Source organism: Acinetobacter ihumii, from assembly GCF_900625095.1.
Lineage (GTDB): Bacteria > Pseudomonadota > Gammaproteobacteria > Pseudomonadales > Moraxellaceae > Acinetobacter > Acinetobacter ihumii.
Map to the genome: position 1 here is coordinate 2959427 of NZ_LR130760.1, position 15857 is coordinate 2975283.

General features: G+C 38.0%; 12 protein-coding genes. 8 read left to right on the forward strand and 4 right to left on the reverse strand.

Annotated elements, in window-relative coordinates; translation table 11 throughout:
• Positions 1-656 precede the first annotated feature (656 nt).
• The 4 genes from E0D95_RS13930 to E0D95_RS13945 all read left to right on the forward strand — a co-directional run bounded on the left by E0D95_RS13930 (position 657) and on the right by E0D95_RS13945 (position 6015).
• A complete protein-coding gene (locus tag E0D95_RS13930; protein ID WP_004987426.1) occupies positions 657-1364 on the forward strand; it encodes a hypothetical protein in 708 nt (235 codons plus the stop codon).
• Between the two features lie 284 nt (positions 1365-1648).
• Positions 1649-2787 (forward strand): IS3 family transposase gene (locus E0D95_RS13935; RefSeq protein WP_104794622.1). Its coding sequence is split into 2 segments (ribosomal slippage): positions 1649-1907 and positions 1907-2787, totalling 1140 coding nucleotides; the frame shifts between segments, so codons are not numbered across the junction.
• A 71-nt stretch (positions 2788-2858) separates the two neighbouring features.
• Positions 2859-4187: an ATP-dependent nuclease gene (locus E0D95_RS13940; protein ID WP_264757475.1), complete on the forward strand. Its 1329-nt coding sequence runs from the start codon at positions 2859-2861 to the stop codon at positions 4185-4187.
• On the forward strand, positions 4174-6015 hold the full coding sequence (locus tag E0D95_RS13945) for a UvrD-helicase domain-containing protein (RefSeq protein ID WP_004987421.1): 1842 nt from the start codon (positions 4174-4176) through the stop codon (positions 6013-6015). The genes E0D95_RS13940 and E0D95_RS13945 overlap by 14 nt, the downstream gene beginning before the upstream one ends.
• A 123-nt stretch (positions 6016-6138) precedes the next feature.
• On the opposite strand, the gene E0D95_RS13950 is transcribed toward E0D95_RS13945, so the two are convergent.
• The 3 genes from E0D95_RS13950 to E0D95_RS13960 form a co-directional block, all read right to left on the reverse strand.
• Positions 6139-7422, reverse strand: a complete 1284-nt coding sequence (locus E0D95_RS13950; protein ID WP_004987419.1) for a ribonucleotide-diphosphate reductase subunit beta — start codon at positions 7420-7422, stop codon at positions 6139-6141.
• 141 nt (positions 7423-7563) lie between these two features.
• Positions 7564-7695: a preprotein translocase subunit YajC gene (locus E0D95_RS13955; protein WP_171063255.1), complete on the reverse strand. Its 132-nt coding sequence runs from the start codon at positions 7693-7695 to the stop codon at positions 7564-7566.
• Positions 7696-7752: 57 nt separating this feature from the next.
• Positions 7753-10578: a ribonucleoside-diphosphate reductase subunit alpha gene (locus E0D95_RS13960; protein ID WP_004987414.1), complete on the reverse strand. Its 2826-nt coding sequence runs from the start codon at positions 10576-10578 to the stop codon at positions 7753-7755.
• 546 nt (positions 10579-11124) lie between these two features.
• On the opposite strand from E0D95_RS13960, the gene bfmR reads away from it, so the two are divergent.
• Positions 11125-11841 carry a response regulator transcription factor BfmR gene (gene bfmR / locus E0D95_RS13965; RefSeq protein ID WP_004987412.1) on the forward strand — a complete coding sequence of 239 codons (717 nt, stop codon included), beginning with the start codon at positions 11125-11127 and terminating at the stop codon, positions 11839-11841.
• Between the two features lie 42 nt (positions 11842-11883).
• Positions 11884-13545, forward strand: a complete 1662-nt coding sequence (gene bfmS, locus E0D95_RS13970) for a sensor histidine kinase BfmS (RefSeq protein ID WP_004987410.1) — start codon at positions 11884-11886, stop codon at positions 13543-13545.
• Between the two features lie 31 nt (positions 13546-13576).
• On the opposite strand, the gene E0D95_RS13975 is transcribed toward bfmS, so the two are convergent.
• Positions 13577-13933 (reverse strand): hypothetical protein, encoded by a 357-nt coding sequence (locus E0D95_RS13975; RefSeq protein ID WP_004987409.1) that lies wholly within the window; start codon positions 13931-13933, stop codon positions 13577-13579.
• Between the two features lie 683 nt (positions 13934-14616).
• Here E0D95_RS13975 and ndhC point away from each other — a divergent pair.
• On the forward strand, positions 14617-15168 hold the full coding sequence (gene ndhC / locus E0D95_RS13980) for an NADH-quinone oxidoreductase subunit A (protein ID WP_004987406.1): 552 nt from the start codon (positions 14617-14619) through the stop codon (positions 15166-15168).
• 6 nt (positions 15169-15174) lie between these two features.
• On the forward strand, positions 15175-15852 hold the full coding sequence (locus E0D95_RS13985) for a NuoB/complex I 20 kDa subunit family protein (RefSeq protein ID WP_004987404.1): 678 nt from the start codon (positions 15175-15177) through the stop codon (positions 15850-15852).
• Positions 15853-15857 lie beyond the last annotated feature (5 nt).

A 15857-nucleotide genomic window follows, 5' to 3' on the forward strand; every position in this document is an offset into this window, starting at 1 on the left:
GTTTGAAAAATCTAACCATGTTTTAAAATTTAATCAACAAAAATTCACTTGAATTTTCATATTTAATATTTGACTGAACGGTTTAGTTTTTATGAATAATTTGATTTAAAGTTGTTATAAGTATTTCATTTAGAATTTTTTTTAGAAAATCTGAAAAAAGACCATATTTTCTAGAAGAATGGTGGTAGTCCATAATATATTTTTAAAGTCCCCAGTAAGAAACCTAGATTACTTACTGGGTGTATTATATTTCTTATTAATGACAACTGATGTGTCGCCTGACGGTCCGTTAGGCGACACATCCTCTATCATTTTTGAATTGTTAAACTCAAAAACTTAGCAATCTTTGCGACACATGATGAGAAAATATAACGACACAGCCCATGTCACTATCACAAAGAAGTGACACATTTGGTGTCATTTTGATAAGAGCACATAAATTCATGAAAAGCAGTAATTGTGAAACTTATGTAAAGTAATTTTAGTTTTTTGTTAAAAATACGTCTGTTTGTAATTAATATATAAAACGAACGGAGCTGATAGCTTATTTTTCAAACGACAAATTTTGTCGTAGAACTAGAGTGTTTAACTTATAAAAAATAGGCTCAATGCTACTATTCCAGCTCTAACCTTACCAAAACCTAAAAGAGAGAATTATGTCTGACAAAGTATGGACTACCACTATTATGTTTGATGAAAACTATCGAGTATTTGAATTATCTTTCCCTGGTTTATTTAACTATCCTGAGTTTAATAAACTAAATAAAATGGGAGCATCGGCAGAGGAAAAAGAGAAAAAAAATGAAATGACTCAAAAGAGTATAGAAATAATTAAAAGATACCATAAAGCTGAAAAGCTAGACCTAGCCAATGTGCCGACTATTTTATATGCACATGGTTTTAGCAAAACAGTTAAATTACCAAGTTTTTTTCGTACCCAAGATGGCTTTGTGATTGTCACTGAAGCATGTGCAAATGTACTAAAACAATTTCGTTTAGGGGAAAGTGTACTTTATCCATTGTCATTTTTTGATATTCAATTAAATGAACCTGTAAATGCTCAGACTTACTATTTTTTCAATATTGTTGAGCTAAAAAGCTATTTATGCCCAGAATACTGTACACAAGAGTTGGACAAACGTTCATATACCAAGCATGAAGGTTACCAACTTTTTAGCTTATACCATGCTGATTATGCTGATTATGCGATAGCAGTAGAGAAAGAAGTTTTAGCATGTGATGTCGATTTATGGCAAGATCCAGAATTAAATCACTCAATTTTTATGTCTGATGAACTCAAGAAAGCTCTAGATGAAGCTCAATTGAGTGATGCATGGCAATTATTTTTATGTGACCTTAAATAATAAAATAGATTAGAAATAACTAACATGGCTATTTCGTTTCAAGTACATCATATTTTATGAAGTCAGATTCTTAATTTTTATTTTTTATAATTAGATAGCTATTTGAGTAGCCACCAAAATTATTGACACACAAAACCATCTTTTGGACTGCCACCATTCTCCTAGACAAATATCGTCTATTCTTGGACTGCCACCATTCTCCTAGACAAATATCGTCTATTCTTGGACTGCCACCATTCTCCTAGACAAATATCGTCTATTCTTTTTGCATAGGAGAGAACCTTATGAGTGGACAACGATACACCCCAGAATTTAAAGATGAAGCTGTCAAATTGATTACTGAACGTGGATATTCTGTCACCGATGTTGCAGAACGTTTAGGTGTATCACAGCACAGCATTTATAAATGGCTAAAGGCAGTACAGCCTTTACATAATAACTCTGATGAACATGAACTGCTCGAAGCAAAGAAAGAAATTCTACGCCTTAAAAGTCAGCTCAAACAAACTGAAGAGGAACGGGATATCTTAAAAAAGGCCGCAAGGTACTTTGCAAGCCTGCCCGAGTAAAGTATCAATTTATCCTTGAATACAGCCATCAATTTAAGATTAAAACGATGTGTCGGGTTCTGAAGATTGCTCGTGCTGGCTATTACGCCTGGTTGCATGAACCTGAATCAGGCAGGACTATTGAAGATAAGCGCTTATTACAGCTCATCCGTTCTTCTTATGATGCCAGTTATGGTATCTACGGTTATCGTCGCATCACACTGGATCTTAAAGAGCTAGGTGAAAACTGTGGGCCTAATCGTGTGCTGAAGATCATGAAGAACAATGCCATTGCCGCTGTTCGAGGATATAAGAAGCATAAAAGCTATGGTCGTGGTCGTCCGCAGATTGTGCCACCTAACCATTTAAATCGAGAGTTTGTTGTAAACACACCTGATACCTCGTGGGTGACTGATATTACCTACATCCGCACTTGGCAAGGCTGGTTATATTTGGCTGTGGTTCTCGATTTATATTCAAGGAAAGTCATCGGTTGGTCAATGAAACCTACGCTTGCCAAGGATATCGTTTTAGATGCAATTCTTATGGCAGTATGGCGACGCAGACCCAATGAACCTGTGATCATACACTCAGACCAAGGCTCACAATACAGCAGCGGAGACTGGCAGAAATTCTGTCAGAAGCATAATTTGGTTCCAAGTATGAGCCGGAGGGGAAACTGTTGGGATAATGCTGTTGCTGAATCCTTTTTTAGCAGCTTAAAGAAGGAAAGAATTAAAAAGCGAATCTATAAAACACGAGAAATGGCTCGTGCAGATGTGTTTGATTATATCGAGATGTTTTACAATCGAATCAGGCGTCATTCGCATCTCGATGGGATGAGCCCAGAAGCATTTGAGGCAGCTTCAAAATGAAGCTGTCTCATGTCTAGGATACTGGGAGCAGTCCAGGTTACCCTGGAAGTAAAAATGATCCTAATATTAGTATTTCCAGTAAGATTGACCAAATTGAGACATTAGGTCATGAAAGTGCAATACGTTTTAAGATTAATAATGATGGTGAAGAGGAAATTAGAATTCCTGAGGGATTGAATGGACTAGGTTTCAGAAGGTTAATTTCTATTACTTTAACATTGATAGATTTTCGTGAAACTTGGTTACGCAAGAATAAATTAGATCAAGAGCCCATAGAGCCTTTACATTTAGTTCTTATTGAAGAACCAGAAGCTCATTTACATGCCCAAGTACAGCAAGTCTTTATAAAGAAAGCATATGAGACCTTGTGTCTAGGTCAACCTAGTCATTGTGGAACACAATTATTGGTAAGTACTCATTCAAGTTATTTAGCTCGAGAACTAGACTTTTCAAATCTGCGTTACTTTAAAAGGAAAAATAGTGATGCGATACCACATGCAGAAGTAGTAGATCTTTCTAGAACTTTTGATGAAAATTCATCACAGAATGAGAAGTTTGTAACTCGATATATTAGAACTACTCATTGCGATTTATTTTTTGCAAATGGGGTTATCTTAGTCGAAGGCGATGCTGAAAGGTTATTATTACCGCATTTCATTAAGAATCACTTTCCTAAACTTAATAGCAGTTATATCTCTATACTCTCAGTTGGGGGAGCGCATGCACATCGATTAAAAAATTTAATTGAAAAACTTGCCTTACCGTGTTTGATTATTACAGATCTAGATTCAGTTAGAATGGAAATTCAGACGGATGAAGATGGGAATATTAAAATGAATAATAATAATAATGCTGAAAAAGTAAAATATAAAAAGTGTGTACCTTTACCTAATGCAAATCAATTAACAAATAATGATACTTTAAAAACATGGTTTCCTATCAAGGAGAAAATTGATGATTTGTTAAGTTTAAAATATGAAGACAAAACTAATGGTAATATAAGGGTAAGTTATCAGACTCAAGTTTCTTTGAATTTTAATGATGAAAATAAAATAGTATTTCCTTACACATTTGAGGAGTCTATTTATTTTGAAAATAGAACTTGGATCAACACTATTTTTAAAAAAGATGTTGATAAAGATGATCCTCGTATAAAAGCGACTGGCGTTTTGTTAAAAATGATGAAAGCTGAAGGTTGTGAGGATTTTAATGATTTTAGACAGAGTATTTTTTCAGCCCTAGAAAGCAATAAAGTTGATATGGCTATGGATTTAATTTATGGTCTGGAGCCAAAGGATTTAAAAACACCAAGATATATTGATGAGGGGTTAACTTGGCTAGAAAATAAAATATTAGGTATTGACGATTTAGCGCAAGGAGAAGCTAATGAAGTCTGTTAATTCTTTAGTTTTAGAAGATTTAATATTTGATTATGTATCTTCATCTCCTCCACAAAGTTTCATTCTATATGCAGGTGCAGGTGCTGGAAAAACCCATACATTACATCAGGTATTAAATAAAATAAAGGAAGATATTCTTTTATCTCTTGGTAGAGAAAATAAAAAACTTGCTGTTATAACATATACAAATGCTGCCTGTGATGAAATTAAAGAGCGGGTAAATTTTGATAATAATTTTTTTGTCAGTACAATACATAGCTTTGCTTGGAGTTTAATATCACCCTTTACAAAGGAGATTAAAGATATTATTAAAGAGAATTTGAAGGAAATTATTAATGAAGAGGAAAAGGCATTAAAAAAATCTAGAGATTTAAATAATAAAACCAGTATCGGTAGACAAGAGAGAATTAGGAAGTCTTTAAAAAGATTGTCTTCATTAGAATCAACTAGATGCTTTAATTACAATCCAAATTATTCAAATGTTGAAGAAAGTTCATTAGAACACTCAGAAGTTATAGACATCTTTTCAAAATTATTAGTAGAAAAGAAGTCATTTAGAAAAATTTTGGTGAATAAATTTCCTATTCTATTTTTAGATGAAGCTCAAGATACCTATGAAAAAGTTATTGATGCATTAGTCCAAACGCAAATTGAATTTCATAGTCAGTTTGTAATAGGGTTATTTGGTGATAATATGCAGCGAATTTTTACTAATAATAAGAAAGATTTAAGTAAGTTTATTCCTGAAAATTGGAAACGCCCAGAAAAGATTGAGAACTGGAGATGTCCGAAAAGAGTAGTGACATTAATTAATAAAGTAAGATTCGATGCCGATAAATTTCAACAAGAATCTAAAGTTAATCATAATGGATTTGCTCGCTGTTTAATTGTTGATACAAATAAGCCGAATTTAGATAAATTGTTAGTTGAAGATGAAATATGCAAAACAATGAGAGAAATAACCAATGATGATAAATGGAATATAAGGTCTGAGATAAAAACCTTAATTTTAGAGCATCACATGGCTGCAACTCGTTCTGGATTTCATAAGTTCTATAAACCATTATATGATTCGGCATTACGAAGTAAATTGAGTGCCGCTGATACTCAGTCTTTAAGATTTTTAGTGGGTACTTTTTGTGAATTTATTAACTCTGTAAAATCTAAAAATAACTTTAATATCATAAGGATATTGAGGAGTAGTTCAGATATTTTTCTTGATTTCTCTACTGTGGAAGATCAGTTGAGTTATTTGAAAAATATAAGAGATAAAAAAAATGAGTTGTTTGATCTCTTGATGGATAGTAGTAACTCTATAAAGATTATTCTCAATTATATTTATCAGACTAACCTTTTGAACATTCCACCATTATTAATACAGGCATTAATTTTAGATAATTATGCTGTAGATGCAGACAGTAGCTCCTCCGAACTTATTGCGTATAGTCAAGCCTTAGATGCAAAAATAGATCAACTATTTAAATATGCATCTTATATAGATGGAAGTTCGGCATTCGATACTCATCAAGGAGTTAAAGGATTGCAGTTTGAGAGGGTCATGGCGATATTAGATGATGATGAAGCTGGAGGTTTTTTATTTAACTATGATAAATTTTTAGGTATTAAAAGTTTAAGTGATAGTGATAAAAAGAACGAAGCTCAAGGAGAGGATAATGCATTGTCTCGCACTCGTAGACTTTTCTATGTAATTTGTAGTAGAGCTGAGAAGAGTTTAGCTGTGGTTTGCTATACGAAAAACTCTGAGCTTTTAAAGGGTAAATTAATTGAAAAAGAATGGTTCGATGAAAGTGAAATACATTTAATTTAAATAAATAAAAAATCCGACTAAACGTCGGATTTTTTATTTCAGTGTCATTACATGTGTCGCGTAATGTCGTTACATGTGTCGTAAATGTCAACTCATGTGTCGCGTGACGGCGGAGATTTTAACTTACCAGCTCAACGCCCCACCAGTCTGATAATCTGTCACACGAGTCTCGAAGAAATTCTTCTCTTTACGCAAATCCATCATTTCAGACATCCATTGGAATGGATTATTTACACCTGGATACTGTTCAGGTAAACCAAGCTGAGCCAAACGACGGTTACAGATGAATTTTAAATATTCTTCCATCATCGCTGCATTCATGCCTAATACACCACGTGGCATCGTGTCACGCGCATATTCGATTTCAAGCAAGGTACCTTCAAGAATCATTTGAATGACTTCTTGTTGGAACTCGGCTGTCCACAAATGCGGATTCTCGATCTTGATTTGGTTAATCATATCGATACCAAAGTTCACATGCATGGATTCATCACGCAAAATGTACTGGAACTGTTCAGAAACACCGTTCATTTTATTACGACGACCCATACTCAAAATTTGACTAAAGCCGCAGTAGAAGAAAATTCCCTCAAGTACACAATAAAATGCAATCAGATTACGTAATAATTGCTGATCAGTTTCAGGTGTGCCTGTTTCAAATTTTGGATCACTCAAAGATTGCGTATATTTCAAGCCCCAAGCTGCTTTACGCGCCACACTTGGAATCTCATGATACATGTTGAAGATTTCGCCTTCATCCATACCCAAAGATTCAATACAATATTGATAGGCATGCGTATGAATCGCTTCTTCAAATGCCTGACGTAAAATGTACTGACGACATTCAGGATTGGTAATTAAACGATAAATCGCCAGAACCAAGTTATTGGCAACTAAAGAATCCGCAGTCGAGAAAAAGCCAAGATTACGTTTAATAATAATACGTTCATCTTCAGTCAAACCATTTTCAGACTTCCATAATGCAATATCATGGTTCATGTTGACTTCTTGCGGCATCCAGTGGTTGGCACACCCATCCAGATATTTTTGCCACGCCCATTCGTACTTAAATGGCACTAACTGGTTTAAGTCCGCACGACAGTTGATCATGGCTTTATCATCAACTTGTACGCGATTTGCACCCGTTTCAAGCTCTTCCAGACCCACTGTAATATCCAGATTTTTTAAGGATTCAGATGCTCGAGCCACCGAATCGGTTGAATCTGTTGATCGGCTGGTAGCGGTTCCAGCGGGTTGTACATTTGCCACACGCGGCGATGATGGCTCTGCATCAGATACCAGCGGCGCAGTTGGCGCTTTTTGCGGTTCGACGGGCGCAGACTTGTGTTCAGGTGCAGCCGGTTTTTGCGAATCATCTTCGAAATCGTCCCAACTCAGGATAGACATAATCAAATTCTCTCTTCGTTGTTAATATCTTTATCGACACCTTTCTACGAAGATGCCATTACTATACGCTTATTATGTGTAAGCAAAATTAAGTTTTGTCGATAGATGTTCTAAAATTATTCAATAGAACCTATATCCCCACTACTTATTTTGATTACGCTGTTGATTACGAATCTTAAAAAAAGCGTAAACCATAGGCGCGTAAAAGAATAAAAAGGCAAAAATCAGTACAGCTAGACCTAATGTGTAGTTATGACTGAGATGTAACATGATCTTTACCTTTTATTGTGCAAGGAAATATTGTTCTGATATTTCCTTGCGTGTTCGTCATTACTGACAAGCTTCACAGTCTGGATTGTCGATTGAACAAGCCATTGGCACTGGTGCCGCCGTCGTGAAACCATCTTCTGCTGTCACTTCAGGCTTTACTTCCTGAGCCACTGCTGCAACAGGGGCTGTAACCGTAGTTGCTTTAACTGCATTTAATGCGCCAGTATTGATGGTGGATTTCTCAGCCGAGGTTGCACCTAAAGCTCGGAGGTAATACGTAGTTTTTAGACCACGTAACCATGCCATTTTATAAGTGATATCCAGTTTCTTACCGTTGGCACCTGCAATATACAGGTTCAGCGACTGTGCCTGATCGATCCATTTTTGACGACGTGAGGCAGCATCCACAATCCAGCGTGGCTCAACTTCAAATGCAGTGGCAAAGATCGCTTTCAGTTCTTCTGGAATACGTGAAATCTTTTGTACTGAACCTTCAAAATGTTTCAGATCATTGACCATCACGCTATCCCAAAGACCACGATCTTTCAATGCGCGAACAAGGTAAGGGTTGATCACGGTGAATTCACCAGAAAGGTTAGATTTCACATACAGGTTTTGGAATGTCGGCTCAATCGATTGAGACACGCCACAAATGTTAGAAATCGTTGCAGTTGGTGCAATCGCCATAACATTTGAGTTGCGCATACCATCTTTTTGCACTTTGGTACGTAAAGTATCCCAGTCCAAACGTTGAGTACGATCCACTTCAAACATACGTTCAGGGCGTGTTTTACCAACAAGGTCTAAAGAGTCGATTGGTAAAATACCTTGATCCCAGAGTGAACCTTTAAAGGTTGAGTAAACACCACGTTCAAGCGCAAGATCACTTGAAGTTTGAATGGCGTAGTAACTAATGACTTCCATCGACTCATCAGCAAAATTAACTGCTTCATCAGAGCCATACGCCAGATTCATTTCGTATAAAGCATCTTGGAAGCCCATGATACCCATGCCAACAGGGCGATGTTTCAGGTTCGAATTTTTGGCTTGTGGTACAGCATAGTAGTTAATGTCGATGACGTTATCGAGCATACGCACGGCTGTTTTGATGGTACGTGCCAATTTTTCACGGTCTAAAGCGCCGCCTTGTACGTGTTGTACAAGGTTGATCGAACCTAAGTTACAGACTGCAATTTCATCCTGATTAGTATTCAGGGTAATTTCAGTACATAGGTTTGATGAGTGAACCACACCTACATGTTGCTGTGGCGAACGCAAGTTACACACGTCTTTAAATGTAATCCACGGATGACCTGTTTCAAACAGCATTGACAGCATTTTACGCCATAAGTCCTGAGCGCGAACTTTCTTGTAAAGGAAGTTTTGCTCTTTAGCAATCGCTTCATAATGCGCATAGCGTTCAGCAAACGCTTGACCTGTTAGATCATGCAAATCTGGAACTTCGGAAGGAGTGAACAATGTCCATTCACCATCTTCAAACACACGTTGCATAAAGAGGTCAGGAACCCAATTGGCGGTGTTCATGTCGTGGGTACGACGACGATCATCCCCTGTGTTTTTACGTAATTCCAAAAACTCTTCGATATCTAGATGCCATGTTTCAAGATACGCACACACCGCACCTTTACGCTTACCACCCTGATTTACGGCAACCGCAGTATCATTGGCGACTTTAAGGAAAGGAACAACACCTTGTGATTTACCATTGGTGCCTTTGATGTAAGAGTTCAGGGCACGTACAGGTGTCCAGTCGTTACCTAAACCGCCTGCCCATTTTGATAACATTGCGTTGTCACGCATGGCTCCATAAATGTTGTAGAGGTCATCACCAATGGTGGTTAAATAACAGCTAGATAATTGCGGACGCAATGTGCCTGAGTTAAATAGGGTAGGCGTCGATGCCATGTAGTCGAAGCTAGACAACAAGTCATAAAACTCGATGGCACGTTCTTCACGATTGGCTTCATTAATGGACAGCCCCATGGAAACACGCATAAAGAACAATTGTGGAAGTTCGTAGCGAATGCCATCTGAGTGAATAAAGTAACGGTCGTATAGTGTTTGTAAACCTAAATAAGTAAACTGATTTGATCGCTCTGGTTTGATTGCTGCTGCAAGTTTGGCAAGATCAAAGTTTAATAATTCTGGGTCGAGTAACTCAAGTTCAACCCCTTTTTTCAGGAAGATTTCAAGCGCATCACTTTCAAGCGTATCTTCAGGTAAACCTAAAAATTCAAGACCTTTGGCAACCAGTTCATTACGCAATAAACGCGCAGTGACATATGTATAATTTGGCTCATGTTCAATGCGGGTACGTGTTGCCATCATCATTGTCGTGGCAATATCGCTCGCTTTCACGCCGTTATATAAGTTTTTAACTGTTTCATCGACAATCGCTTGAACATCAATCCCTTCCAGACCTTCAGCCGCTTTCTCAACTTCTGCTGATAGCGCATCGAGATCTAATGGCTGGAGCTGACCATTAGCATCCGTAATCTGTAAAGTCGGGTGATGATTTGCACCGGCCTGTTGACGGGCATTAGCGCGTTGTTCACGATAGATGACATAGGCACGCGCAACTTTTTGTTCGCCTGTACGCATCAAGGCCAGTTCAACCTGATCCTGAATTTCTTCAATGTGAATCGTACCGCCAGAAGGTAAGCGACGATTGAAAGTATTCATGACCATTTCTGTAAGTTGAGTAATACGGTCGTGAATACGGCTTGAATCTGCACCTTGTTGTCCTTCGACCGCCAGAAATGCTTTACCAATCGCAACGGAAATTTTCTCTGCATCAAATACAGCAACTTCCCCAGTGCGTTTAATCACCTGAAGTTGGCCAGGAGTTGAAGTGATTACGCTCATGTCAGCATAGCTCCATTGTCATCTATAGTTATGTTCATTGGACCGTTTCAATCGGGCAAAAAGGTGGCTCGATATTTGAGGAATAAACACAAGACTTAGTGGTTAGTGTTTGTTTTAAACACAAGATACGGGAATTTTAATCTGATATCAATCTTGACATTTTATTAATTTTTTATTCATTCATTATCTGTCTGATTCTGCGATGCATAGCTTAGCAAAGTCCTAAAAAATTACGTATAGATAACTATGTGGATAACTCAAAAAACAGACATTTACAGGCTTAAAAAGCGGCTATAGAAATAATTTGTTTAATATTTATACGTACTATTTAGCGAATTAAGATAAGTGGTAATTTTTAAACCAAAATAATAAAATCACTGAAAATTCAACAGCTAATAAAATTGCAACAAAATACAACTGGCGTGTATCAGTTTGGTGAACAAGGACTTGTTTACAATGTAAACGTGTGTATATTGCTTTCTATGAAGCATGTCTATCTGTCGGATTTTAAACAGATACACTTAAATATATAAATAGGGGCATTGTATGAGCCAGGAAGAAAAGTTACCTAAGATTCTGATTGTTGAAGATGATGAGCGTCTTGCACGTCTAACACAGGAATATCTGATTCGTAATGGACTAGAGGTTGGGGTTGAAACAGATGGTAATCGTGCAATTCGTCGTATTATCAGTGAACAGCCTGATCTTGTCGTACTCGATGTGATGTTACCTGGTGCAGATGGTTTAACCGTTTGTCGAGAAGTGCGTCCTCATTACCATTCTCCGATCTTGATGTTAACTGCGCGTACTGAAGATATGGATCAGGTTTTGGGTCTGGAAATGGGCGCAGATGATTATGTGGCTAAACCAGTACAGCCTCGTGTATTATTGGCGCGCATCCGTGCTTTGTTACGTCGTACTGATAAAACGGTTGAAGATGAAGTGGCGCAGCGCATCGAATTTGATGATTTGGTCATCGATAATGGTGGACGCTCAGTGACCTTGAATGGTGATCTAGTTGATTTCACCAGTGCGGAATATGACTTACTCTGGCTATTGGCTTCAAATGCAGGCCGTATCCTGTCTCGTGAAGATATTTTTGAGCGTCTGCGTGGGATTGAATACGATGGACAGGATCGTTCGATTGATGTGCGTATTTCACGCATTCGTCCAAAAATTGGCGATGATCCAGAGAACCCGAAACGTATCAAAACTGTGCGTAGCAAAGGCTATTTATTTGTAAAAGAAACCAATGGTATATGAAACATCCATTGTTAGTAAAAATCTCCCAATAAGGTTGATCGAGTGTTTAAACACAGTATCTTCTTACGCATTTATGCTGGTTTGGTGGTCTTGGTTATGTTGGTGGCTTTATTTGGCTACTTGCTGGTTCAGATCATCAATTACCAACGTGCTCAGGAATATCGTGAATCCCTGACGGATGGTATTTCTTTTGTCATCAGTGAAGGTGTTGCTCGACAGCCGGGAGAACAACAAAAACTGGACTGGATTTCAGATGCCTCTGATTTACTTGAACTGCCAATTTATTATGTGGCGTCAAATAAAATTGAGCTTTCCAGAACAGAAAAGAAACGTATTGAAGAACAAAAATCAGTTGTTCGTTATGATGCTGAAAATAGCATTGCTTACGTCATTATTGGTTTGCCCGAAGACAATCAACATTTCCTCTATGTCAAAGTAGATAAAATTGGTGAGCGCCAAATGAAAGCGCTTCCCATCTTTATTTTGGACTACTTGATTTATTATCCAGGTCAGGAAAAAGAATACATTAATCGTATTCAAAAGCATTTTTCTTATCCAATCACCATTCAGGATGTTAAAGATATCCAACTGGATTCTGAGCAAATTGGTCGTTTGCGTCAGGATCAAAGTGTGATGTTGTATAAAGACAGCGCAACGGTACGCGGAACCACGATCTCCATTGTTTCTCCGATGCCGAATAATCCGACTGAGGTTTTGGTTTTAGGTCCAGTGCCTATGTTTAACTGGATGCCATTTCAGTTATCGGCAGGAATTACCCTATTTAGCTTATTTCTGTTGAGTTTAGGGGTTTATGGACTGATCTTACCGCTAGAGAGAAAAATCAGACAGGTACGATTCGCTCTAAATCGCATGAAGTCTGGCGATTTATCTTTGCGAGTGCCTATTGATGGTAGTGATGAGATGGCCAATCTGGCATCGAGCTATAACAATATGTCAGATCATATCCAGCGTTTGATTGAAGCGCAGCGCGAATTGATGCGCGCAGTTTCGCATGAGCTACGAACGCCTGTGGCACGCGTCCGTTTCGGGATGGAAATGCTGGCTGAAGAAGATGATTACAATTATCGGATTCAGCAAATGGAAATGATTGATAAAGATATTGAGGCCTTAAATACCTTAATTGATGAGATCATGACTTATGCCAAGTTAGAGCAGGGGACACCTTCGCTGGATTTTGAGGAAATTGCTCTGATTGATGTGTTGGATCAGGTCGCCGTTGAAACCGAGGCGCTAAAAACTCAAAAAGAAATTGAGCTGATACCCCCGCCGAATTATGTGATAGCAGATGCAGAACGTCGTTATTTGCATCGTGTCGTACAAAATCTGGTGGGTAATGCAGTACGTCATTGTGATCATAAAGTTCGCTTGAGTGGTGGTATCCGCGCAGATGGAAATGCTTTTGTCTGTGTAGAGGATGATGGTTCTGGTATTCCTGAAGAAGATCGGAAACGTATCTTTGAAGCTTTTGCCCGTCTGGATGATAGTCGTACACGGGCTTCAGGTGGCTATGGTTTAGGGTTATCTATTGTGAGTCGGATTGCGTACTGGTTTGGTGGAACCATTAGTGTGGATGAAAGTCCTGATTTGGGTGGTGCGCGTTTTATTATGCTTTGGCCAGCAAAACGCTTTAATCAAAAGCTTAAACAAAAAAATCTGTCAAAACAAAAAGAAAGCACTCATTAGAGTGCTTTCTTTTTGTCTGATTTGAATCAGTTTATTCTTGTAAGGTCGCATCTGGTGCAATTAGGGCTTTGCCTGCGCGTAAACTGGTTAAAGCATCTTGATCAAAATCGATTAAGAGAAAGTTATTTTCTGCATCGATTTTATAACCACTAATAATTTTTTGATCACCATTGATGGTTTCAATACGATATTCATCCGTAATGTTAAGAATACCTTCTAGATTGGTTGTGGTTGATGCGAGATCCTGACGAAACAGGTCATAAATATCACGTAAATCAAAAATTGCATTGTCTGCATCGGGATGCTTTTGCACATATTCTTGAATATGTCGAATGAGCAATTGAGCATAAAGAAAATAGTTTGGCTTATGTGTATAGTGCAGACTCATTGATTTTACTCCTTATTCTTTGTTTTTAGCATACACATTGGCTCAAGGTTGATGTGTATAAAGTTAATTAAAGCATGTAACTGAATTGCAAAGATTTATAGATCTAATTTTATATATTTTCCTCATTTAGAAATTCTGCTTGTTTAATCAGTTTTATTTCAATCCTAATTTGAATTGAAGTAAAAAATACCACTCGAGTTCAGCATGATCTACTTCTCAAAATAGCATGCTCTTTTGAACTTGAGATAGTCTTTTAGAGCTTTAATTTTCAGCAAAATCACCGTTTAATGTAGGCTGATTTTAAGCCAAGTTTGAGGTTGAGGGTATTTCTTGAGAAAATAGCAAAATAATTCAAAAAAATACATGATAAGTGATGGTTAAAGGTGTAATCATGATTTAGGACAAAATTGTCCGAAATATTGGTTAAAATGTAAGAAAATGAAAAAAATAATCATAATATGAGAATTGATTTGATAAACCGATAAATACCAGTGGATTTAGCGTTCAAGCCCTATATTTTCTAAAATTGTCCAAAAAATCATCCTAAAGACTAAGGTACTTCACCTAGCAACAGAAATTAGAAATCAGGTACAATTGGCGGGATTAATTTTATGTTTGGTGTATTTGAAGGCCAATACATACATTCTTTGTTAAATAATAGGCCTGCCAGGAGTTATCCCCGCATGAGTGCCATTACTCCATACGAATGGGCAACTATTGCCTTCGTGATCGGTGTTACATTTCTGTGCGTTTTTATGCTTACCGTTCCCTTGCTCCTAGGGGGTAAATCGTGGGGGCGCGCGAAGCAAGAGCAATTTGAATCAGGTGTTGTGAGCGCAGGTGGGGCACGTATCCGCTTGTCTGCAAAATTTTATTTGGTCGCGATTTTCTTCGTTGTTTTTGACCTTGAAGCACTCTACTTATACGCATGGGCAACCTCTGTCCGTGAAGTGGGTTGGCTTGGTTTTACGACTGTTGTAATTTTTGTTGTCGATTTATTGATTGCTTTGGTTTATGCATTTGCTGTAGGTGCATTGAACTGGGCACCAGCAGATCGTCGTAAATCAGCAGGAATTAAGGCCAAAGTGGGTTCTGCACAGATGAATATTGCTGATATTACCCGCTTCAATTCTATTGAGGAGTTGGTGATGGACCCTACAGGTCACATTCCAGCTCAATCCTCAGGTCGTATGAAGTCTATTTCAGCGACTCAAACCTCATCTGAACAGGAGTAACTCGGGATGAAATATACATTAACCCGTGCGAATCCGAGTGCTGATCAATATCCTTTGCAAGAACGCCAAATTGTCACTGATCCGCTTGAAGAAGAAGTCAATAAAAATGTCTTCATGACCCGTCTGGAAGATGTGATGCATAATGTGGTCAACTGGGGGCGTAAAAACTCAGTCTGGCCATTTAACTTTGGGACTTCATGCTGTTACGTTGAGTATGCAACCACCTTAACAGGTGTCCATGATTTATCACGTTTTGGTGCCGAGGTTATTCGTGCTTCACCGCGTCAAGCTGACTTGATGATTGTTGCTGGAACCTGTTTTGTCAAAATGGCGCCCGTTATTCAACGTCTTTATGAGCAAATGCTTGAGCCAAAATGGGTCATTTCCATGGGAGCTTGTGCAAATTCAGGCGGTATGTACGACATTTATTCGGTTGTACAGGGCGTCGATAAAATTATTCCTGTTGACGTGTACGTCCCAGGTTGCCCGCCTCGTCCTGAAGCATTGATTCAAGCATTAATGCTACTCCAAGACCAAATTCAATTAGAGCGCCGTCCACTTTCTGCCGTAATCGGTGATGATCTTAAGCCAGTGTATAAGCCAAAGATGATGCCAGAACGCGATCGCAAAAATGCTGAGCGTATTGCGGTGAAAAACCTACGCTCTATGGATGAAATTAAATAATTATT

Coding starts and splice junctions, on each gene's coding strand:
- E0D95_RS13975 (WP_004987409.1), bottom strand. CDS start 13,933: ATGAGTCTGCACTATACACATAAGCCAAACTATTTTCTTTATGCTCAA.
- E0D95_RS13950 (WP_004987419.1), bottom strand. CDS start 7,422: ATGTCTATCCTGAGTTGGGACGATTTCGAAGATGATTCGCAAAAACCG.
- E0D95_RS13930 (WP_004987426.1), top strand. CDS start 657: ATGTCTGACAAAGTATGGACTACCACTATTATGTTTGATGAAAACTAT.
- E0D95_RS13945 (WP_004987421.1), top strand. CDS start 4,174: ATGAAGTCTGTTAATTCTTTAGTTTTAGAAGATTTAATATTTGATTAT.
- bfmR (WP_004987412.1), top strand. CDS start 11,125: ATGAGCCAGGAAGAAAAGTTACCTAAGATTCTGATTGTTGAAGATGAT.
- E0D95_RS13985 (WP_004987404.1), top strand. CDS start 15,175: ATGAAATATACATTAACCCGTGCGAATCCGAGTGCTGATCAATATCCT.
- E0D95_RS13960 (WP_004987414.1), bottom strand. CDS start 10,578: ATGAGCGTAATCACTTCAACTCCTGGCCAACTTCAGGTGATTAAACGC.
- ndhC (WP_004987406.1), top strand. CDS start 14,617: ATGAGTGCCATTACTCCATACGAATGGGCAACTATTGCCTTCGTGATC.